Annotated in this window: 17 protein-coding genes; 13 read left to right on the top strand and 4 right to left on the bottom strand. The window is 72.7% G+C overall.

Features of this window, described 5'->3' with window-relative positions; all coding sequences use genetic code 11:
• Positions 1-189 precede the first annotated feature (189 nt).
• Complete coding sequence (locus ACIRFL_RS38415) at positions 190-1,164, bottom strand: NADPH:quinone oxidoreductase family protein (RefSeq protein ID WP_404038638.1); 975 nt, start codon at positions 1,162-1,164, stop codon at positions 190-192.
• Positions 1,165-1,337: 173 nt separating this feature from the next.
• Entirely contained in the window at positions 1,338-1,961 is a 624-nt protein-coding gene (locus ACIRFL_RS38410) for a helix-turn-helix domain-containing protein (protein ID WP_404038635.1), read from the bottom strand.
• 78 nt (positions 1,962-2,039) lie between these two features.
• Here ACIRFL_RS38410 and ACIRFL_RS38405 point away from each other — a divergent pair, with 78 nt between their 5' ends.
• From ACIRFL_RS38405 to ACIRFL_RS38370, 8 genes are all read left to right on the top strand, one after another.
• Positions 2,040-3,014 carry an NAD(P)/FAD-dependent oxidoreductase gene (locus ACIRFL_RS38405; protein WP_404038633.1) on the top strand — a complete coding sequence of 325 codons (975 nt, stop codon included), beginning with the start codon at positions 2,040-2,042 and terminating at the stop codon, positions 3,012-3,014.
• A gap of 29 nt (positions 3,015-3,043) precedes the next feature.
• Positions 3,044-4,582, top strand: coding sequence for an ATP-dependent DNA ligase (locus tag ACIRFL_RS38400; protein ID WP_404038631.1), 1,539 nt, complete (start codon positions 3,044-3,046; stop codon positions 4,580-4,582).
• On the top strand, positions 4,579-5,049 hold the full coding sequence (locus ACIRFL_RS38395) for an NUDIX domain-containing protein (protein WP_404038628.1): 471 nt from the start codon (positions 4,579-4,581) through the stop codon (positions 5,047-5,049). The genes ACIRFL_RS38400 and ACIRFL_RS38395 overlap by 4 nt, the downstream gene beginning before the upstream one ends.
• A 103-nt stretch (positions 5,050-5,152) precedes the next feature.
• Positions 5,153-6,538, top strand: a complete 1,386-nt coding sequence (locus ACIRFL_RS38390; protein WP_404038625.1) for an NADP-dependent succinic semialdehyde dehydrogenase — start codon at positions 5,153-5,155, stop codon at positions 6,536-6,538.
• A 25-nt stretch (positions 6,539-6,563) separates the two neighbouring features.
• Positions 6,564-6,797, top strand: coding sequence for a DUF6213 family protein (locus ACIRFL_RS38385; protein WP_404038622.1), 234 nt, complete (start codon positions 6,564-6,566; stop codon positions 6,795-6,797).
• Positions 6,798-7,684: 887 nt separating this feature from the next.
• Complete coding sequence (locus ACIRFL_RS38380; RefSeq protein WP_404038619.1) at positions 7,685-8,737, top strand: type III polyketide synthase; 1,053 nt, start codon at positions 7,685-7,687, stop codon at positions 8,735-8,737.
• An 8-nt stretch (positions 8,738-8,745) separates the two neighbouring features.
• Positions 8,746-9,960 (top strand): cytochrome P450, encoded by a 1,215-nt coding sequence (locus tag ACIRFL_RS38375; protein ID WP_404038616.1) that lies wholly within the window; start codon positions 8,746-8,748, stop codon positions 9,958-9,960.
• Between the two features lie 7 nt (positions 9,961-9,967).
• On the top strand, positions 9,968-10,489 hold the full coding sequence (locus ACIRFL_RS38370) for a cupin domain-containing protein (protein ID WP_404038614.1): 522 nt from the start codon (positions 9,968-9,970) through the stop codon (positions 10,487-10,489).
• A 400-nt stretch (positions 10,490-10,889) separates the two neighbouring features.
• Here ACIRFL_RS38370 and ACIRFL_RS38365 read toward each other — a convergent pair whose 3' ends face one another.
• Positions 10,890-12,116, bottom strand: coding sequence for an acyl-CoA dehydrogenase family protein (locus ACIRFL_RS38365; RefSeq protein WP_404038611.1), 1,227 nt, complete (start codon positions 12,114-12,116; stop codon positions 10,890-10,892).
• A gap of 169 nt (positions 12,117-12,285) precedes the next feature.
• Here ACIRFL_RS38365 and ACIRFL_RS38360 point away from each other — a divergent pair, with 169 nt between their 5' ends.
• Entirely contained in the window at positions 12,286-12,927 is a 642-nt protein-coding gene (locus tag ACIRFL_RS38360) for a TetR family transcriptional regulator (RefSeq protein WP_404038608.1), read from the top strand.
• A 297-nt stretch (positions 12,928-13,224) separates the two neighbouring features.
• Here ACIRFL_RS38360 and def read toward each other — a convergent pair whose 3' ends face one another.
• Positions 13,225-13,764 carry a peptide deformylase gene (gene def / locus ACIRFL_RS38355; RefSeq protein WP_404038605.1) on the bottom strand — a complete coding sequence of 180 codons (540 nt, stop codon included), beginning with the start codon at positions 13,762-13,764 and terminating at the stop codon, positions 13,225-13,227.
• A 151-nt stretch (positions 13,765-13,915) separates the two neighbouring features.
• Between def and ACIRFL_RS38350 the strand changes: the two genes are divergently transcribed.
• The 4 genes from ACIRFL_RS38350 to ACIRFL_RS38335 all read left to right on the top strand — a co-directional run bounded on the left by ACIRFL_RS38350 (position 13,916) and on the right by ACIRFL_RS38335 (position 18,488).
• Entirely contained in the window at positions 13,916-15,154 is a 1,239-nt protein-coding gene (locus ACIRFL_RS38350; protein ID WP_404038602.1) for a MurT ligase domain-containing protein, read from the top strand.
• A 31-nt stretch (positions 15,155-15,185) separates the two neighbouring features.
• Complete coding sequence (locus ACIRFL_RS38345; protein WP_404038599.1) at positions 15,186-15,914, top strand: type 1 glutamine amidotransferase; 729 nt, start codon at positions 15,186-15,188, stop codon at positions 15,912-15,914.
• A 259-nt stretch (positions 15,915-16,173) separates the two neighbouring features.
• The gene (locus ACIRFL_RS38340; protein WP_404038596.1) at positions 16,174-17,199 is read left to right on the top strand and encodes a 6-phosphofructokinase; all 1,026 of its coding nucleotides are present in this window, start codon (positions 16,174-16,176) and stop codon (positions 17,197-17,199) included.
• Between the two features lie 338 nt (positions 17,200-17,537).
• Positions 17,538-18,488, top strand: coding sequence for a cytochrome c oxidase assembly protein (locus ACIRFL_RS38335; RefSeq protein WP_404038594.1), 951 nt, complete (start codon positions 17,538-17,540; stop codon positions 18,486-18,488).
• The last annotated feature ends 111 nt before the right edge of the window (positions 18,489-18,599 follow it).

The raw sequence follows: 18,599 nt of genomic DNA, 5'->3' as shown, positions 1-18,599 counted from the left end.
TACGGCAACGCGGTTCCCCGGCGCCCGTCGGTACGGCGGCGCAGCCACCCGGCGTCGGTCAGAGGGTCCCGTACTCCACCCCCGGCACCACGGCCACCCGGCCGGTCGTGACGCCGACGCAACACGCGGGTACGGCAACGCGGTTCCCCGGCGCCCGTCGGGTACGGCGGCGCAGCCACCCGGCGTCGGTCAGAGGGTCCCGTGCTCCGCCCCCGGTACCACGGCCACCCGGCCGGTCGTGGCGCCGGCGGCGACGCGTTGGACGGCCGCCGCGGCTTTCTCCAGCGGCACCCGGGCGCTCACCAGCGGCCGGATCGCACCTCGCGCGGCCAGTTCGGTGAGCCGTTCGTGGCAGTGCCGTACCAGCTCGGGGTCCTTGGTGCGGTACAGGCCCCAGTGCAGGCCGAGGACCGAGTAGTTCTTCACCAGGGCGTGGCTGAGCGCCGGGCTCGGCACGGTGCCGCTCGCGAAGCCGACGACGACGATGCGGCCCTCGAAGGCGACGGTCTTCGCGGACTGGGCGTACGCGTCGCCGCCGACCGGGTCGTAGACCACGTCGGCGCCCCGGCCGCCGGTGGCCTGCTTGACCGCGGCGACGACGTCCTCCGCGTGCCGGTCGATGACGGTGTCGCAGCCCAGTTCCCGGGCGACGGCGGCCTTGCCTGCGCCGCCCACGACGCCGATGACGGTGGCCCCGGCCGCCTTGCCCAGTTGTACGGCCGCGCTGCCGACCCCGCCCGCGGCGGCGTGCACGAGCAGCGTCTCGCCGGCCTCCAGGCGGGCCCGCCGGTGCAGGCCGAACCAGCCCGTCTGGTAGCCGATGTGCAGCACGGCGGCCTCGGCGTCGTCCAGTGCGGCGGGCGCGGGCAGCAGGGCGGCGGCGTCGGCGACGGCGTACTCGGCGAAGCCGCCGTACGGCAGCGCGGGGGTGGCGATCACCCGGCGGCCGTCCGCGGTCTCGCCGCAGATCTCCACTCCCGGGGTGAACGGCAGCGGCGGGCGGACCTGGTACTGGCCGCGGCACATCAGCGCGTCAGGGAAGTTGACGCCCGCGGCGCGCACCCGCAGCAGGACCTGGCCGGCGCCGGGCGTGGGCCGCTCCGTCTCGGTCAGCCGCATCACCTCGCTCGGTTCGCCGATCTCGTGCACGTGCCATGCCTGCATGCGGTGCCTCCACGGGGCTGCGTCGCCTGACCGGACCCGACCGCATACTAAGCGGTCGCTTGCCATCCTGGGAACAGCCACCCCGAGCCGACGCCATCAGCCACGGCCGGCGACCGGCAGCCACGGTCAGCCGTCAGTCGCGCCGGGCCGCCGTCGGTCACGGTCCACCGCCGTCAGTCGTCCTCGGCGCGCCGAGTCGGCCGCGCCCGCACATGCATCCGTTCGCCCTGCGGCCCGAAGAGGCTCAGGAACTCCACCGGCCCCTCCCCCGTCGACCCGAACCAGTGCGGGACCCGGGTGTCGAACTCCGCCGCCTCCCCCGCCGCGAGCACCACGTCGTGCTCGCCGAGCACCAGCCGCAGGCGTCCGGAGAGCACGTACAGCCACTCGTAGCCCTCGTGCGTGCGCGGATCAGGCTCCTGGCTGCGCTGCGGTTCGAGCACCTTGAACGCCTGGAGCCCGCCGGGCTGACGGGTCAGTGGCCAGTGCGTGCGCCCGTACCGCTCGATGGGTCTGGCCGCAGGTACCCGCGGGTCGCCGACCGGTGGGGCGCCCACCAGTTCGTCCAGCGCCACCTGGTGGGCCCGCGCGATCGGCAGCAGCAGCTCCAGGGAGGGCTTGCGCAGTCCCGCCTCCAGGCGGGAGAGCGTGCTCACCGAGATACCGGTCGCCGCCGAGAGCCCGGCGAGCGTGGCGCCCCGCTCCTTGCGGATGCGCCGCAGGCGCGGGCCGACCTCGGCGAGCACTTCGTCCGTGTCGTCCGCGCGGTCCATGCCGCGCTCGTTCGCGTCCGTCATGCTTCCATTGCAGTTTCGGCAAACGCGTTTGTCAACGCGGCAGTGTGCGGGTGACTGTCTCCGTGGAGGTGGTCAACCATGACCGAGAAGACCGAGAAGGCCCAGCAGAGGGACGAGAGCGGGACCTACGAAGCGATCGTCGTCGGCGGCGGGGCTGCCGGGCTGTCCGCGGCGCTGGTCCTGGGGCGCGCCAGGCGCCGCACGCTGGTGGTCGACGCGGGTGAGCCGCGCAACGCGCCCGCCGCGCACATGCAGGGCTATCTGACCCGCGACGGCATGCCGCCCGCCGAGTTCCTGGCCGCGGGCCGCGCGGAGATCGCTCGCTACGGCGTGGAGCTGGTCCGGGACCGCGCAGTGGACGTGACCCGCGACGACGGCTTCGGCGTGACGCTGGCCGGCGGCGCTACGGTGCGCGCCCGGCACCTGGTCGTGGCGACCGGACTGCGCGACGAGCTGCCGCCGGTCGACGGGGTCGCCGAGCGTTTCGGCCGGGACGTGCTGCACTGCCCGTACTGCCACGGCTGGGAGGTGCGCGACCGGGCGTTCGGCGTGCTCGCCACCTCCCCGCTGAGCGTCCACCAGGCGCTGATGGTGACCCAGTGGTCGAAGGACGTGACCTTCTTCCTGCACCGGGTCGCCGAGGACGAGCTGTCCGACGAGGATCTGCGCAGGCTGGCGGCGGCCCGGGTACGGGTGGTCCCGGGCGAGGTCGCGGGGCTCGCGGTCACCGACGACCGGCTGACCGGGGTGCGGCTGGCCGGGGCCGGGGGAGGCACGGTCCACGACCGCGAGGTGCTGTTCGTGGCGCCGCGGGCGGTGCCGCAGACCGATCTGCTGGTGCGGCTGGGCGCCGAGATGCGCGAGACGCCCTTCGGTACCTTCCCCGTGGTCGACGAGCGGGGCCTGACGAGCGTGCCGGGCCTGTGGGCGGCGGGCAACGCGAGCGGCTTCGCCGAGCAGGTGGTGAACGCGGCGAGCCGCGGCTACCGGGCGGGCGCGGCGATCAACGGCGAACTGCTCTTCGCCGATCTGGACGCGACCGTCGGGGTGTAGTCCCGGCTGCCGCGTTGCACCATGGCTGCATGCTGCTGGCCCGGCTCGCCCATGTGTCCCGGGAGGTCGCGGCCACCGCGGCCCGGTCCCGGAAGACCGCCCTGCTCGCCGAACTGTTCCGGGACGCGGAGCCGGACGACGTGCCGATCGTCATCCCGTACCTGGCGGGCCGGCTGCCGCAGGGCCGGCTCGGCGTCGGCTGGAAGGTGCTCGGCCGGCGCGTGCCGCCGGCCGCGGAGCCGTCCCTCACGGTGCGCGAGGTGGACGCCCGCCTCACCGAGCTGGGCAAGCTCGCCGGAGCCGGTTCGCAGGCGGAGCGCTCCCGGCTGGTCGGCGTGCTGTTCGGCGCGGCCACCGAGGACGAACAGCGTTTCCTGCTCGGGCTGCTCACCGGCGAGTTGCGCCAGGGCGCCCTGGACGCCGTCGCCGTGGAGGGCCTGGCGCAGGCGACCGGGGCGGACCCGGCGGAGGTCCGGCGGGCGGTGATGCTCGCCGGGTCGCTCCAGGCGGTCGCCGCGGCGCTGCTCGCGGACGGCCCCGGCGCCCTGGACCGGTTCCGGCTCACCGTCGGCCGCCCGGTGCAGCCGATGCTGGCGCGGACCGCCGCCTCGGTCGCGGAGGCCGTGGAGAAGCTGGGCGCCTGCGCGGTCGAGGAGAAGCTCGACGGCATCCGCGTCCAGCTGCACCGGGACGGCGACTCGGTGCGCATCCACACCCGTACGCTCGACGACATCACCGACCGGCTGCCCGAGGTGACGGCCGCCGCCCTGGAGCTGATGGGCGAACGGTTCATCCTGGACGGCGAGGTGATCTCCTTCGACCCGGCGGGCCGGCCCCGGTCGTTCCAGGAGACGGCCGGGCGGGTCGGCTCCCGGGTGGATGTGGCACGGGCCGCCCGGGAGGTCCCCGTCTCGCCGGTGTTCTTCGACGCCCTCGCGGTCGGCGACCGCGACCTGCTGGACCTGCCGTTCGCCGAGCGGCACGCCGAGCTGGCCCGGCTGGTGCCCGAGCCGATGCGGGTGCGCCGGGCCCTGGTGGCCGGCCCCGGGGACGTCCGGGAGGCGGAGCGGTTCCTCGCCGAGACCCTGGAACGCGGCCACGAGGGCGTCGTGGTGAAGGCGCTGGACGCGCCCTACAGCGCGGGCCGGCGCGGGGCGTCCTGGCTGAAGGTCAAGCCCGTGCACACCCTGGACCTGGTGGTCCTGGCCGCCGAATGGGGACACGGCCGCCGCACCGGCAAGCTCTCCAACCTGCACCTGGGCGCGCGCGGCCCGGACGGCGGTTTCGCCATGCTCGGCAAGACGTTCAAGGGCATGACGGACGCGATGCTCACCTGGCAGACCGAGCGGCTGCGGGAGCTGGCCGTCGCGGACGACGGCTGGGTGGTCACCGTACGCCCCGAACTCGTCGTCGAGATCGCCTACGACGGCCTGCAGCGGTCTTCCCGCTACCCGGCCGGGGTCACCCTGCGCTTCGCCCGGGTGATCCGCTACCGCGAGGACAAGCGTCCCGAGCAGGCCGACACCGTCGCATCGCTGCTCGCCGCGCACCCCGAGGTGCGGCCGTGACCGGGCGGCGCAGCGCGGGCCTGTTCCTGTTCCGGCACGCCGAGGACGGTCTTCAGGTGCTGCTCGGCCACATGGGCGGCCCGTTCTTCGCCCGCAGGGACGCCGGGGCGTGGACCGTACCGAAGGGCGAGTACGGGGGTGACGAGAGCGCCTGGGACGCGGCCCGGCGCGAGTTCCAGGAGGAGCTGGGCCTGCCGCCGCCGGACGGTGCGGCCGTAGCGCTCGGCGAGGTCCGGCAGGCGGGCGGCAAGGTCGTCACGGCGTGGGCGGTGGAGGGGGACCTGGACCCCGCGGACGTGGTGCCCGGGACCTTCCGGATGCAGTGGCCGCCGCGCTCCGGGCGGACCCAGGAGTTCCCGGAGCTGGACCGGGTGGCCTGGTTCGGGCTCGACCGGGCCGGGCAGCTGATCGTGCGGGCGCAGGCCGCGTTCCTCGACCGGCTGGCCGAGCACGCGGCCGGCCGGTGAGCGCCGCCGTGCGGGGCGGCGGAGCGCCATGACCCGCACGCCTTGCGGAGCCCCGCGCCGCGCGGGAAGGTCGTAGCACGGACCGCTCCGAGGGAGGTCGGCCATGCCCATCGCGACGGTGAACCCGGCGAACGGCGAGACGCTCAAGACGTACGAGGCCATGGGCGAGGAGGAGATCGAGCGCCGGCTCCAGCTCGCCGAGGCCACGTTCCGCACCTACCGGTCGAGCGGCTTCGAGGACCGCGGACGGCTGCTGCTGCGGGCCGCGCACCTCCTGGACGAGGACACCGAGGACATCGCGCGGACCATGACCACCGAGATGGGCAAGCCGCTCGGGCAGGCCCGCGCGGAGGGCGCGAAATGCGCCAAGGCGATGCGCTGGTACGCCGAGCACGCCGGGGAACTGCTGGCCGACGAGGAACCCGCCGGTTCCGACGCGCGGGACTCCGGCGCGTCACGGGTACGGGTGCGCTACCGGCCGCTCGGGCCGGTGCTCGCGGTGATGCCGTGGAACTTCCCGCTGTGGCAGGTGATCCGGTTCGCCGCCCCGGCCCTGATGGCGGGCAACGTGGGCCTGCTCAAGCACGCGTCCAACGTGCCGCAGACCGCCCTCTACCTGGAAGACCTCTTCCACCGGGCGGGCTTCCCCGAGGGCTGCTTCCAGACCCTGCTCATCGGTTCCGGGGCCGTCGCCGACGTGCTGCGCGACGAGCGGGTCAGGGCCGCCACGCTGACCGGCAGCGAACCCGCAGGCCGGGCCGTCGCCTCCGTCGCCGGGGAGATGGTGAAGAAGACGGTGCTGGAGCTGGGCGGCAGCGATCCGTACGTCGTCATGCCGTCCGCCGACCTGGACCCGGCCGCTCAGGTCGCGGTGACCGCACGCGTGCAGAACAACGGTCAGTCGTGCATCGCCGCCAAGCGGTTCATCGTGCACACCGACGTCTACGACGCCTTCGCCGAACGGTTCGTCGCCGGGATGCGGGCGCTGACGGTCGGCGATCCGATGGCGAAGGACACGGACGTCGGCCCGCTGTCCACCGAGCGGGGGCGGGCCGACCTGGAGGAGCTGGTCGAGGACGCACGGCGCGGCGGGGCGCGGGTGCTGTGCGGCGGTCACCGCCCGCAGGGGCCCGGCTGGTACTACCTGCCGACCGTGCTCGCCGGGGTCACCCGCGAGATGCGCATCCACCGCGAGGAGGCGTTCGGACCGGTCGCCACGCTCTACCGGGCCGACGACCTCGACGAGGCGGTGCTGATCGCCAACGACTCGCCGTTCGGGCTCAGTTCGAACGTCTGGACGCGGGACGAGGCCGAGACCGACCGGTTCGTGGCGGACCTGGAGGCGGGCAGCGTGTACGTGAACGGGATGACCGCCTCCCATCCAGCGTTCCCCTTCGGCGGGGTCAAGCGGTCCGGGTACGGGCGTGAGCTGTCCGGGCACGGGATCCGCGAGTTCTGCAACATCACCACGGTATGGCAGGGTCCGTGACGTTTCCGGGGCTACGATCCGATCTGTGAACCGCGAAGTGACCCTGCCTCTGATCGTCGACGACCGCGGTGCCCTGCAGGTGGCCGCGTCCGACGTGAGCAAGCTGCTCCGCACGGTGGGCGGCCGGTGGCTGCGACTCGTCGAGGCCGGGCAGGACGGCCTGGACGAGGACACGGTGGCCGCGCTGACCATCGAACTCGCCAAGCTGGCCGACCGCATCGACGTGGCCTGCATCGCCCACAGCAGCGGCCCACCGTGACCCGAACGCTCCGCATCGGCGGCGGCAGCCGTACGGGAGCGCGCGCGGCTGCCCGCGTCCCGTCGCGGCACGCCGGACGGTGCGCTCCGCAACGCCCTTCCTGCGGCCGGTGCAGCTGCCTTTGAAGGGGACGGACCGCTTGCGCGGCGAGCCGTGGTGACGGCGTGACAGGTCTGGGATGCGGGGGTGAGGTGAATCCCGCTCCGGGTCGCGGAGTTGGTGCTCGCCGCGGCCGGACGGCGGGCGGCTCGCCGTCCGCGTCGGCCGCCTCCGCCGCGAACTCGCCGACGAGGAGCACCAGTTCCTGTGCGGCCCCACCCTCCAGCGGGGGTACGTGATCCGCCCCGGCACGGCGGGGCACCCGGCCGGGCATGCCTCGGTGGGTTGGGCGCCGCGCGTGAGGCAGGCGGCGCGAGCCGGACGGGACCGGCGGCGGGGCCGACGGACCGGTCCTCGTTCGCGCCGCGGGTCGGGGACGCGGGCGGCATCTCGTCGCATTGGGCCGGCAGGGTGAAGAACGTGGTCGACTTCGTGCGGTCGGCGGCACGTTGGGCCGGCTGCGTAACACACGGCCACCCCGCACCGCCGTTCCAGGGCCGGCCGGCCCGAGCGAGACCCGGCTGGCCCGGCGCTCCGCGATCACCGGGACGAGCCGATTCGCCCCCGGCTCGGTGACCGGCCGGAGGGCCGTGGAAGCCAGTGTTTCCTTGGCTGTTGGCGGCATCGCGTCCTCCGCCGGGGCGCCGTGGGCCGAGGCCCGTCCTCGACCCGTTGTCCCCGGTTCGGAGTAACCCGGCGCGAGATCGTCGCCCCGTCGGGCGAACCTGAGTGCACCACCTTCTCACCGGTGGGCGAAGACCCCCGGACGGCGAAAGCAGGGACGGCTCATGGCGACTTTGTGCAGACCCTCGGTGTCCGTACCAGAGAACGTGATCACGATGGAGGAGACACTGGAACTGGCGCGTACGCGTCACGCGGACCATCCGCAGCTGCCACTGGCCCTCCGACTGATCGAGAACACGGGCGTTCGCACCCGGCACATCGTGCAGCCCATCGAGGAGACCCTGAAGCATCCGGGTTTCGAGGAACGCAACAAGGTCTACGAGGCGGAGGCGAAGGCCCGGGTCCCCGCGGTGATCCAGCGGGCGCTCGACGACGCCGAGCTCCTGACGTCTGACATCGATGTCATCGTCTACGTGTCGTGCACCGGCTTCATGATGCCGTCGCTGACCGCGTGGCTGATCAACGAGATGGACTTCCCGAGCACCACCCGGCAGCTGCCGATCGCCCAGCTGGGCTGCGCGGCCGGCGGCGCGGCCATCAACCGGGCCCACGACTACTGCACGGCCTACCCCGAGTCCAACGTCCTCATCGTGGCCTGCGAGTTCTGCTCGCTGTGCTACCAGCCCACCGACCTGGGCGTCGGCTCGCTGCTCTCCAACGGCCTGTTCGGCGACGGCATCGCGGCGGCCGTGGTGCGCGGTCAGGGCGGCACCGGCGTGCAGCTCCAGCGCAACGGGTCCTACCTGATCCCGAAGACCGAGGACTGGATCGCCTACGACGTCCGCGCGACGGGCTTCCACTTCCTGCTGGACAAGCGGGTCCCCACCACGATGGAACCGCTCGCCCCGGCGCTCCAGGACCTCGCGGGCACCCACGGCTGGGACGCGTCCGCGCTGGACTTCTACGTCATCCACGCGGGCGGACCCCGCATACTCGACGACCTCAGCAAGTTCCTGAAGGTCGAGCCGCACGCGTTCCGGTTCAGCCGGTCCACGCTGACCGAGTACGGCAACATCGCCAGCGCCGTGGTGCTGGACGCGTTGCGCCGGCTCTTCGACGAGGGCGGCGCCGAGGACGGGGCGCGCGGGCTGCTCGCCGGATTCGGGCCCGGCATCACCGCCGAGATGACCGTCGGCAGCTGGGTGCAGAGGGGCTGAGCGACGACATGGCGGAAGAGACACTCGCCGGGTCCGTGCCGACGGTACGGGACCGGACGGCGCCCGAGCCGACCGGGGCCGCCCCCGACCCGGCGCTCGACGAGCTGACGCGGGAGGGTCCGGTCACCCGGATCCGGCTGCCGGGCGGCGCGGGCTGGGCCTGGCTGGTCACCCGGTACGAGGACGTGCGGGCGGTGGCCGACGACCCCCGGTTCGGCCGCGAGGCGGTCATGGACCAGCAGGGCACCCGGCCGGCCCCGCATGTCCTCCCGTCCCGTGGCGCGGTCGCCTTCCGCGACCCGCCCGGCCACACCCGGCTGCGCCGCGCGGTGGCCGCCGCGTTCACCGCGAAGGGGGTGCGGCGGGTGCGCGACAAGGCCCGTGCCCTGCTGGACGAGTTGGTCGACGACCTGCTCGGGGCGGGCCCGCCGGCCGATCTGACCGCCACGGTCCTCGGCCCGTTCCCCACCGCGGTGATCTGCGAGCTGATGGGCGTACCCGGCGCCGACCGGCAGGACATGCACATCTGGACGCGGCAGATCCACTCCTGTGCTCAGGGCGAGCAGGACGGCGAGCGGGCCAAGGACGAGATGTACGGGTACTTCGCGGATCTCATCGGGGTGCGCCTGGACAGTGCCTCCGAGGACGTCGCCTCGCTGCTCGGCGGCGCCGTGGGCCGCGGCGAGGTGTCACTGGAGGAGGCGGTCGGTCTTGCCGTCCTCCTGCAGATCGGCGGCGAGGCGGTCACCCACCACAGCGGGCGGATGTTCCACCTGCTGATGACCCGCCCCGATCTGCTCGAACGGCTGCGCGCCGAGCCGGAGATCAGGCCCCGGGCCGTCGATGAGCTGCTGCGGTACATCCCGCACCGCAATGCGGTCGGGCTGCCCCGGATCGCCCTGGAGGACGTCGAGATCTCAGGCGTACGGATCCCGGCCGGCGACCCGGTCCATGTGTCGTACCAGGCCGCCAACCGCGACCCCGACGTCTTCCCCGACCCGGGGACCGTCGACTTCGACCGCGGCCCCGACGAGCATGTGGCGTTCGGCTTCGGCCCGCACCACTGCCCCGGCGGCATGCTGGCCCGGCTGGAGTCGGAACTCCTGCTGGACACCCTGCTGGAGCGGGTGCCGAGGATGCGGCTCGCGGTGCCGCCGGACGAGGTTCCGTTCCGCAGCGGCGCGGTGGTCCGCGGCCCCGAGACGCTGCCCGTGACGTGGTGAGGTGACGATGACCGCGACGGAGGGGTTGCTCGTACCGCCGGGACACGGGCGCATCGTCCAGGCGCCGGCCCAGCGGGTGACGTTCAAGGTGACCGGCACGCACTCGCGGACGGCCTCCACCTTCGAGGTGGAGGTCCCGCCCGGGTTCGACGTCGGCGCCCATGTGCACACGCGCAGCGAGGAGCTGTTCTACGTGCTGGAGGGCGAACTGGACGTGCTGGCCTTCGAACCGCGGGTGCGCACGCCCGACAACTGGCGCAAGTGGGAGTCGCCTTCCGGCACCAAGGTGGTGCGGGCGACACCCGGCACCGTCATCGTGGTGCCACCGGGCTGCCCGCACGCCTTCGCCAACCCGACGGACAACCCCGCGAAGATGTTCTTCCAGGCGTCTCCGCCGCCCGATCACGAGCGGTACTTCGAGGAGTTGCTGGAGATCCTGGGCGACGGGGGTCCGCCGGACCACGACGCGATCGAGGCGCTGCGCAAGCGCTACGACATCGAACAACTGACCCCGCTACGCCACAAGTGACCACGGGCCCCGCCCGGGAGCCGCCACGCCCCGCTCTGGGCCGCCCGGCGCCCGGGCGGGGTCCGTCGGGAGTGGTGTGAGCGGAACCACAGGCAAGGGCCGCGGCGGCGGCCCTCGCCGACGGGCGGTCGGATGCCCGTCGCATCAGCTCACCGAGGGCCGCCGCGGGGCGGCCCGGCAATGCGGTCGGCTCAGCCGGCCGGGGCGCCCGGGGCCGCCGCCGGTGCCAAGGGCGTGACGGCTCGGGGAGGCGCCCGGACAACGCGGTCCCGATCCCCGACCCGTCACGGCAGCCGGACCACGCGCTCGGCGCGGCGGCGACATCGCCCACACCAACTCCCCCGTCCGGCAAGGACGGTCGCGGGGGCCACCGTGATGCCGTTGTCGGCGCCCCGGGGCGTCAGCGGATCGGGATGCCTGAGAGGGTGCGGGCTATCACCAGGCGCTGGATCTCACTGGTGCCTTCGAAGATGGTGTAAATGGCGGCGTCCCTGTGCATCCGCTCGACCGGGTACTCGCGGGTGTATCCGTTGCCGCCGAGGATCTGGATCGCCTGGGCGGTGACCTTCTTCGCGGTCTCGCTGGCGAACAGCTTGGACATCGAGCCCTCGGCCGCGGTGAACGGCCTGCCGTTGACGGCCATCCAGGACGCCCGCCACACCAGCAGCCGCGCCGCGTCGATCTGGGTGCGCATGTCCGCGAGCTGGAAGGCGACCCCCTGGTTGTCGATGATCGGCCGGCCGAACTGCTCCCGTGTCCTGGCGTAGTCGAGGGCCACCTCGTACGCGGCCCGGGCCGTGCCCACGGCCATCGCGCCGACCGCCGGGCGGGACGCCTCGAACGTGGCCATCGCCGCGTTCTTCACCCGCTCGCCGTCCGCCCGGGCCCGCTCCCTGGCCCGCGCCAGCCGCTGGTCCAGCTTCTCCTTGCCGCCGAGCAGGCACGAGCCGGGCACGCGGACGGCGTCCAGGACGACCTCGGCGGTGTGCGAGGCGCGGATGCCGTGCTTCTTGAACTTCTGCCCCTGGGTCAGCCCCCGGGTTCCAGGCGGCACGATGAACGAGGCGTGCCCCTTGGAACCCAGCTCCGGGTCCACCTGGGCGACGACGACGTGGACGTTCGCGATGCCGCCGTTGGTCGCCCAGGTCTTCGTGCCGTTCAGCACCCACTCGTCCTTGGCCTCGTCGTACACGGCACGTGTGCGCATCGAGGCGACGTCGGAGCCTGCGTCGGGCTCGGAGGAGCAGAAGGCCGCGACCTTGACGTCGGTCGCGTCGCCGTACATCTGCGGGATCCAGGTGCCGATCTGCTCCTCGGTGCCGTTGGCGAGGACGCCCACGGCGGCGAGGCCGGTGCCGACGATGGACAGGGCGATGCCCGCGTCGCCCCAGAACAGTTCCTCCATGGCCATCGGGATGCCGAGCCCCGTAGGGTCGAAGTACTGCTGGGCGTAGAAGTCCAGGGAGTAGATGCCGACCTTGGCCGCCTCCTGGATGACCGGCCAGGGAGTCTCCTCACGCTCGTCCCATTCGGCGGCCGCGGGGCGGATGACGTCGGCGGCGAAGCCGTGCAGCCACTCCTTGACCTCCTTCTGTTCGTCGTTGAGCTCCATGGTGAACTCGGCCATGTCCCCTCCAGCGCGGCACGTGCATGTTACTTGCGGTAACAGGAGTCTGTTACCCACTGGTAGGAAAAGTCAACTCCCGCCGACCCGTCGCCCTCCCGTTCGATGTCAGGGGCACCGACAGTGTTAGTTTGCGCAGGCGTCACCGAATCAGCACGGGTGGGGAGATCACATGGACACCACGCAGCGGACCGACCAGCAGCGGTCTGCCGACCGCCGACGGCGGGAGCTGCTGGAGGCCGCGGACAGGGTGGTGCTGCGTGATGGCCCGAAGGCCTCGATGAACGCCATCGCGGCGGAGGCCGGCATCACCAAGCCGATCCTGTACCGCCACTTCGGCGACAAGGGGGGCCTTTACGCGGCCTTGGCCAAGCGGCACACGGACGCGCTGCTCGACTCCCTGCGCGCGGCGCTGGACGCCCCGGCGGAGCGGCGGGAGCGGGTCGAGTCCACCCTGGACACCTATCTCGCGGCGATCGAGGCCCGGCCGCAGGTGTATCGCTTCCTCATGCATCCGGCGGAGGGCTCGCAGAGCGATACGGGCTTCGACGTGGGCAAGCACAGCGCTCCGCTGCTGCGGCGGATGGGCGAGGAGCTGGCCCAGGTCATCGGGGACCGGCTGGACCTGGGGCCGGGCAGCCAGCAGCTGGCCCGGGTGTGGGGACACGGGATCGTCGGCATGATGCACGCGGCCGGCGACTGGTGGCTGGGCGAACGCCCCTGCTCACGCGCGGAGTTGGTGAAGAGCCTGGCCGACCTGCTGTGGGGCCGCCTGGCCGCGGCAGCCGACAAACTGGGCAGCCCAGGCTTCTGACAGCAGCGCCCGAAGGGGCGCGGGGCTGTATCGATATGCGGCTCCGCCGCGTGGGCGCGCCCAGCCACAACGCACCCGCAGACAACCCGGCACCCGACCGAACCCAGCGCCCGAAGGGGCGCGGGGCTCTATCGATATGCGGCTCCGCCACGCGGGCGCAAACGGCCACAACGCACCCACAACTCACCGCACCCCGGCAGCGCCCCGAAGGGGCGCGAGGAACTGCGCGCCCAGCCACAACGCACCCGCACCCGCCCCACGACCCGACACGCGTCCGCACACCAAGGGCACGCCGCGTCAGGGATGCCACGGGGCGCGCCTCACCCGGCGGAGCAGACGGGCGCGGCGCCAGCCCGTGAGGCGGTCCGCGTAGACCCCGCCCTCCAGATGGTCCCACTCGTGCTGCAGGCACCGGGCGAAGAACCCCGTGCCGTGCACGGTGACCGGCTCGCCGGTCACCGTGAAACCCTCGACGACCGCGTGGTCGTACCGCTCCGTCGCCGCTTCGAGACCCGGCAGCGACAGACAGCCCTCGGGGCCGCGCACCACCACCCCGTCCGCCGTCACCAACCGCGGGTTGACCACATGCCCCAGATGCCGCACGTCCTCGTCGTCGGGACAGTCGTAGACGAACACCCGCAAGGACACGCCGACCTGGTTCGCGGCGAGCCCCACCCCGCGCGCCGCGTACATCGTCGCGAACAGGTCCTCCACCAACTCCGCAAGACCCGCGCCGAAGTCGGTGACCTCCGCGCAGCGGGCGTGCAGCACCGGGTCGCCGTGCAGGGTGAGGGGCCGGACCCGCCCGCGGGCTCCCCGGATCGAACCGTTTCGCATGGCCGCAAGGGTACGGTTCCCTGGGCCCACACCCCGCCGCGCAGGCGTGGGCCGGGATTCGGGTGTGCGAACGGATCTCGATAGGCTGACGTCCACACCACGTTGCCGGATGGCTCAGGCGCGGCGCGTACGCAAGGAGGATCGAGAACTGATGGCAGGCAACTCGGACCCGCTCACGCCGCGGGCCAAGCTGGCCGTGACCGCGGGCAAGGCGGTCGCGGCGGCGTCCCGCGCCGCCGGGCGCGGCAGCGGATCGGTGATCGGTGGCCGGGTCGCGCTGAAACTCGACCCCGACCTCCTCGCCCGGCTCGCCCAGAACCTGGACGTCGTCCTGGTGTCGGCGACCAACGGCAAGACCACCACCACCCGGCTGATCGCCGAGGCGCTGCGCGCCGCGGGTCCGGTCGTCTCCAACGCGCTCGGCGCCAACATGCCGGCCGGCATCACCTCGGCCCTCGCGGGCGGCTCGGACGCGCGCTACGGCGTGATCGAGGTCGACGAGAAGTATCTGGCGGGCGTGGCCCGGGACACCGACCCGAAGTGCATCGCGCTGCTGAATCTCTCCCGTGACCAGCTCGATCGGGCCGCCGAGACCCGGATGCTCGCCGAGAACTGGCGCGAGGGTCTTTCCGGTTCCAAGGCCGTCGTCGTCGCCAACTGCGACGACCCGCTGGTGGTGTGGGCCGCGTCCTCCTCGCCCAATGTGATCTGGGTCGCGGCCGGCCAGATGTGGAAGGACGACGCCTGGTCCTGCCCGTCCTGCGGCGGTGTGATGCAGCGCCCCGGCGACGACTGGTACTGCGGCGAGTGCGGTTTCCGCCGCCCGACGCCGAGCTGGGCGCTGTCCGGCGACCACGTCCTCGACCCGCACGGTTCCGCCTGGCCGATCCACCTCCAGCTGCCGGGCCGTGCCAACAAGGCCAACGCCGCCAGCTCCGCGGCGGTCGCCGCCGTCTTCGGCGTGCCGCCGCAGGTCGCCCTGGAGCGCATGTACCAGGTGCAGGCCGTCGCCGGGCGCTATGACGTCGTGCAGTTCCTGGGCCGCGATCTGCGCCTGCTGCTCGCCAAGAACCCGGCGGGCTGGCTGGAGACCTTCTCCCTGATCGACCCGCCGCCCACCCCGGTGATCCTGTCCGTGAACGCGCGCAGCGCCGACGGCACCGACACCTCCTGGCTGTGGGACGTGGACTACACCCGGCTGACCGGTCACCCGATCGTCGTCATCGGCGACCGGAAGCTGGACCTCGCGGTGCGTCTGGAGGTGGCGAACCAGCACTTCCAGGTCTGCGACACGCTCGACCAGGCGGTCCAGCAGTCCCCGCCGGGCCGCATCGAGGTCATCGCGAACTACACCGCGTTCCAGGACCTGCGCCGCCGCGTCGGAAACTGACGGCACACCCGACACAAAGGACGATCACTTCATGAGCGACAACAGCCTGCGTCTGGTGTGGATCTACCCGGACCTGCTGAGCACCTACGGCGACCAGGGCAACGCGCTCGTCGTGGAGCGCCGGGCCCGGCAGCGCGGACTCGACGTGGCCCGGCTCGACGTGCGCAGCGACCAGCCGATCCCGACCTCCGGCGACATCTATCTGATCGGCGGCGGCGAGGACCGGCCGCAGCGGCTCGCGGCGGAGCGGCTGCGCCGCGACGGGGGCCTGCACAAGGCGGTGGAGAACGGCGCGATCGTCTTCTCGGTGTGCGCGGGCTACCAGATCCTCGGCCACGAGTTCATCAACGACCTCGGCCAGCGCGAGCCCGGCCTCGGCCTGCTCGACGTGGTCTCGGTGCGCGGCGAGGGCGAGCGGTGCGTCGGCGACGTCCTCGGGGACGTCGACCCGCGCCTGGGCCTGCCCCAGCTGACCGGTTTCGAGAACCACCAGGGCGTCACCCACCTCGGCCCCACGGCCCGCCCCTTCGCCCAGGTCCGGCTGGGCGGCGGCAACGGCACCGGGGACGGCACGGAGGGCGCGTACAACGACACCGTCTTCGGCACGTACATGCACGGGCCCGTACTCGCCCGCAACCCGCAGATCGCCGATCTGCTGCTGAAGCTGGCACTCGACGTGAACGCGCTGCCGCCGGTGGACGACCGCTGGTACGAGGCGCTGCGCAGCGAGCGGATCAGTTCGGCGCAGCAACCCGCGTGACGCGTCCGCTGGGGTTTGGCGAATCGCTCCGGCGGGGAGTGGGGGCGTTGTTGCGCGGCTGCGGGCGGTTTGGGGCTGGTCGCGCAGTTCCCCGCGCCCCTTCGGGGCGCTGTTGGCGGCCTGGCCGCTCACATGTGCGGGGGCGTCCAGCAGGCGGACGCTCGCTACGGAGCGGCCCCCTCGCGCCGGTAGGCTGGCCGGGATCGAGCCGGACAGCGTGGTCCGGCGCCCGGCCCACGTCGAGAAGGTATTTCGGGCTATGCGCATTGGTGTGCTCACCTCCGGCGGCGACTGCCCCGGCCTGAACGCCGTCATCCGGTCCGTCGTGCACCGCGCCGTCGCCGACCACGGCGACGAGGTCATCGGCTTCCGGGACGGCTGGAAGGGCCTGCTGGAGTGCGACTGGCTCAAGCTCGACCTCGACGCCGTCGGCGGCATCCTCGCCCGCGGCGGCACCATCCTCGGCTCCTCCCGGGTCCAGCCGTCCCATCTGCGGGACGGCGTGGAGCGGGCCCGCGGCCATGTCGAGGAGCTGGGCCTGGACGCGATCATCCCGATCGGCGGCGAGGGCACGCTGAAGGCGGCCCGGCTGCTCTCGGACAGCGGCCTGCCCATCGTGGGCGTGCCCAAGACGATCGACAACGACATCGCCGTCACGGACGTCACGTTCGGCTTCGACACGGCCGTGGGTGTCGCGACCGAAGCACTCGACCGGCTCAAGACCACGGCGGAGTCGCATCAGCGGGTGCTCGTCGTGGAGGTCATGGGGCGGCACACCGGCTGGATCGCGCTGCACTCCGGCATGGCGGCCGGTGCGCACGCCATCGTCGTACCGGAACGCCCCTTCGACATCGAGGAGTTGGCGCGCCGGGTCGGGGAGCGCTTCAAGGCGGGCAAGCGGTTCGCGATCGTGGTCGCAGCGGAGGGGGCCAAGCCGAAGGCCGGCACCATGGACTTCGACGAGGGCGGCCGGGACGTGTACGGGCACGAGCGGTTCGCCGGGATCGCCCGGCAGCTGTCCCTCGAACTGGAGGAGCGGCTGGGCAAGGAGGCACGGCCGGTGATCCTCGGGCATGTGCAGCGTGGGGGGACGCCGACGGCGTACGACCGGGTGCTGGCGACGCGGTTCGGGTGGCATGCGGTGGAGGCCGTGCACCGGGGGGAGTTCGGGCGGATGACGGCGCTGCGGGGTACGGACATCGTGACCGTGCCGTTGGCTGAGGCCGTGGAGACGCTGAAGACGGTGCCGGTTTCGCGCTACGACGAAGCGGAGTGTGTTCTTTAGCGGGGGGCGCCGTTGGGGTGGTCTTCGGTGTCGGGTGCGGGTTTTGTGTGGCTGAGCGCGCAGTTCCCCGCGCCCCTTCGGGAGGCCGCCGTTGGGGGTGAGCTTTGGGGCCGGGTGCGGGTTGAGTGTGGTTGCGCGCGCCGTTCCCCGCGCCCCTTCGGGGGGGCGCCGTTGGGGGCGGGCTTTGGGGGCGGGTGCGGGTTTGTGTGGCTGAGCGCGCCGTTCCTCGCGCCCCTTTGGAGGCCTGGGGGGACCCCGGTCGGGGGGTGGGGGTGGGGCGGTTCTAGGCTGTCTCGGGTCGGACCGTGTGCAAACCCCACGAAACAGGAGCCTGCGGAATGGATCACAGCGGGCATGGCATGACCATGGATCTGCCGCCGTTCACCCTCGGACGAGGGCTCGGCTGGTCGGCGGATCCGTTCTTTCTCGTCGCCTGTCTGCTGGGGCTCGCACTGTACGCGTGGGGTGTCGTGCGGCTGCGGCGGCGCGGTGACGCGTGGCCGGTCGGGCGGACCGTCTCGTACGTGCTCGGGGTGCTCACCATCGTGCTGGTGATGTGCACCAAGCTGAACGACTACGGCATGGTCATGTTCAGCGTGCACATGGTGCAGCACATGGTGATCAGCATGCTGTCGCCGATCCTCATCCTGCTGGGCGCCCCGGTCACCCTGGCGCTGCGCGCCCTGCCGGTCGCGGCCCGGGGCCACAAGGGTCCGCGCGAGCTGCTGCTGGCGCTGCTGCACAGCCGCTACATGCGGATCGTCACCCACCCCGCGTTCACCATCCCGATGTTCATCGCGAGCCTGTACGCGCTGTACTTCACCCCGCTGTTCGACTTCCTGATGGGCTCGAAGGCCGGGCACATCGCGATGATGGTGCACTTCCTCGCCGTGGGCGTGGTGTTCTTCTGGCCGATCATCGGCGTCGACCCCGGCCCGCACCGGCCCGGACATCTGATGCGGATGCTGGAGCTGTTCGCCGGCATGCCGTTCCACGCGTTCTTCGGCATCGCGCTGATGATGGCGTCCACCCCGATGGTCGACACGTTCCGCGACCCCTCGGCCTCGCTCGGTATCGACGCGCTCTCCGACCAGAGCGCCGCGGGCGGCATCGCCTGGGCGTTCAGCGAGATCCCGTCGGTGCTGGTACTGATCGCCCTGCTGTTCCAGTGGTACGGCTCCGAGCAGCGGCAGGCCAGGCGCAAGGACCGGGCCGCCGACCGGGACGGCGACAAGGAGCTGGAGGCCTACAACGCCTACCTGGCCTCGCTCAACGCCCGGCAGGGCTGACCCCGGACCGGCGGCGCCGCCGAGGCCTCTTTCCGGTCCGGCCCTACCGGGCGGATTCGTTCCCACCGGGTACGGGGCACCATGGAGGGAACGGACCAGGAGGAGGGTGTC

Origin of the sequence: Streptomyces sp. NPDC102462, assembly GCF_044765425.1 — a bacterium.
In the GTDB taxonomy this organism is placed as follows: domain Bacteria; phylum Actinomycetota; class Actinomycetes; order Streptomycetales; family Streptomycetaceae; genus Streptomyces.
The sequence above is the reverse complement of the archived record's forward strand: the minus strand, read 5'-3'. Positions and strand labels throughout refer to the sequence as shown.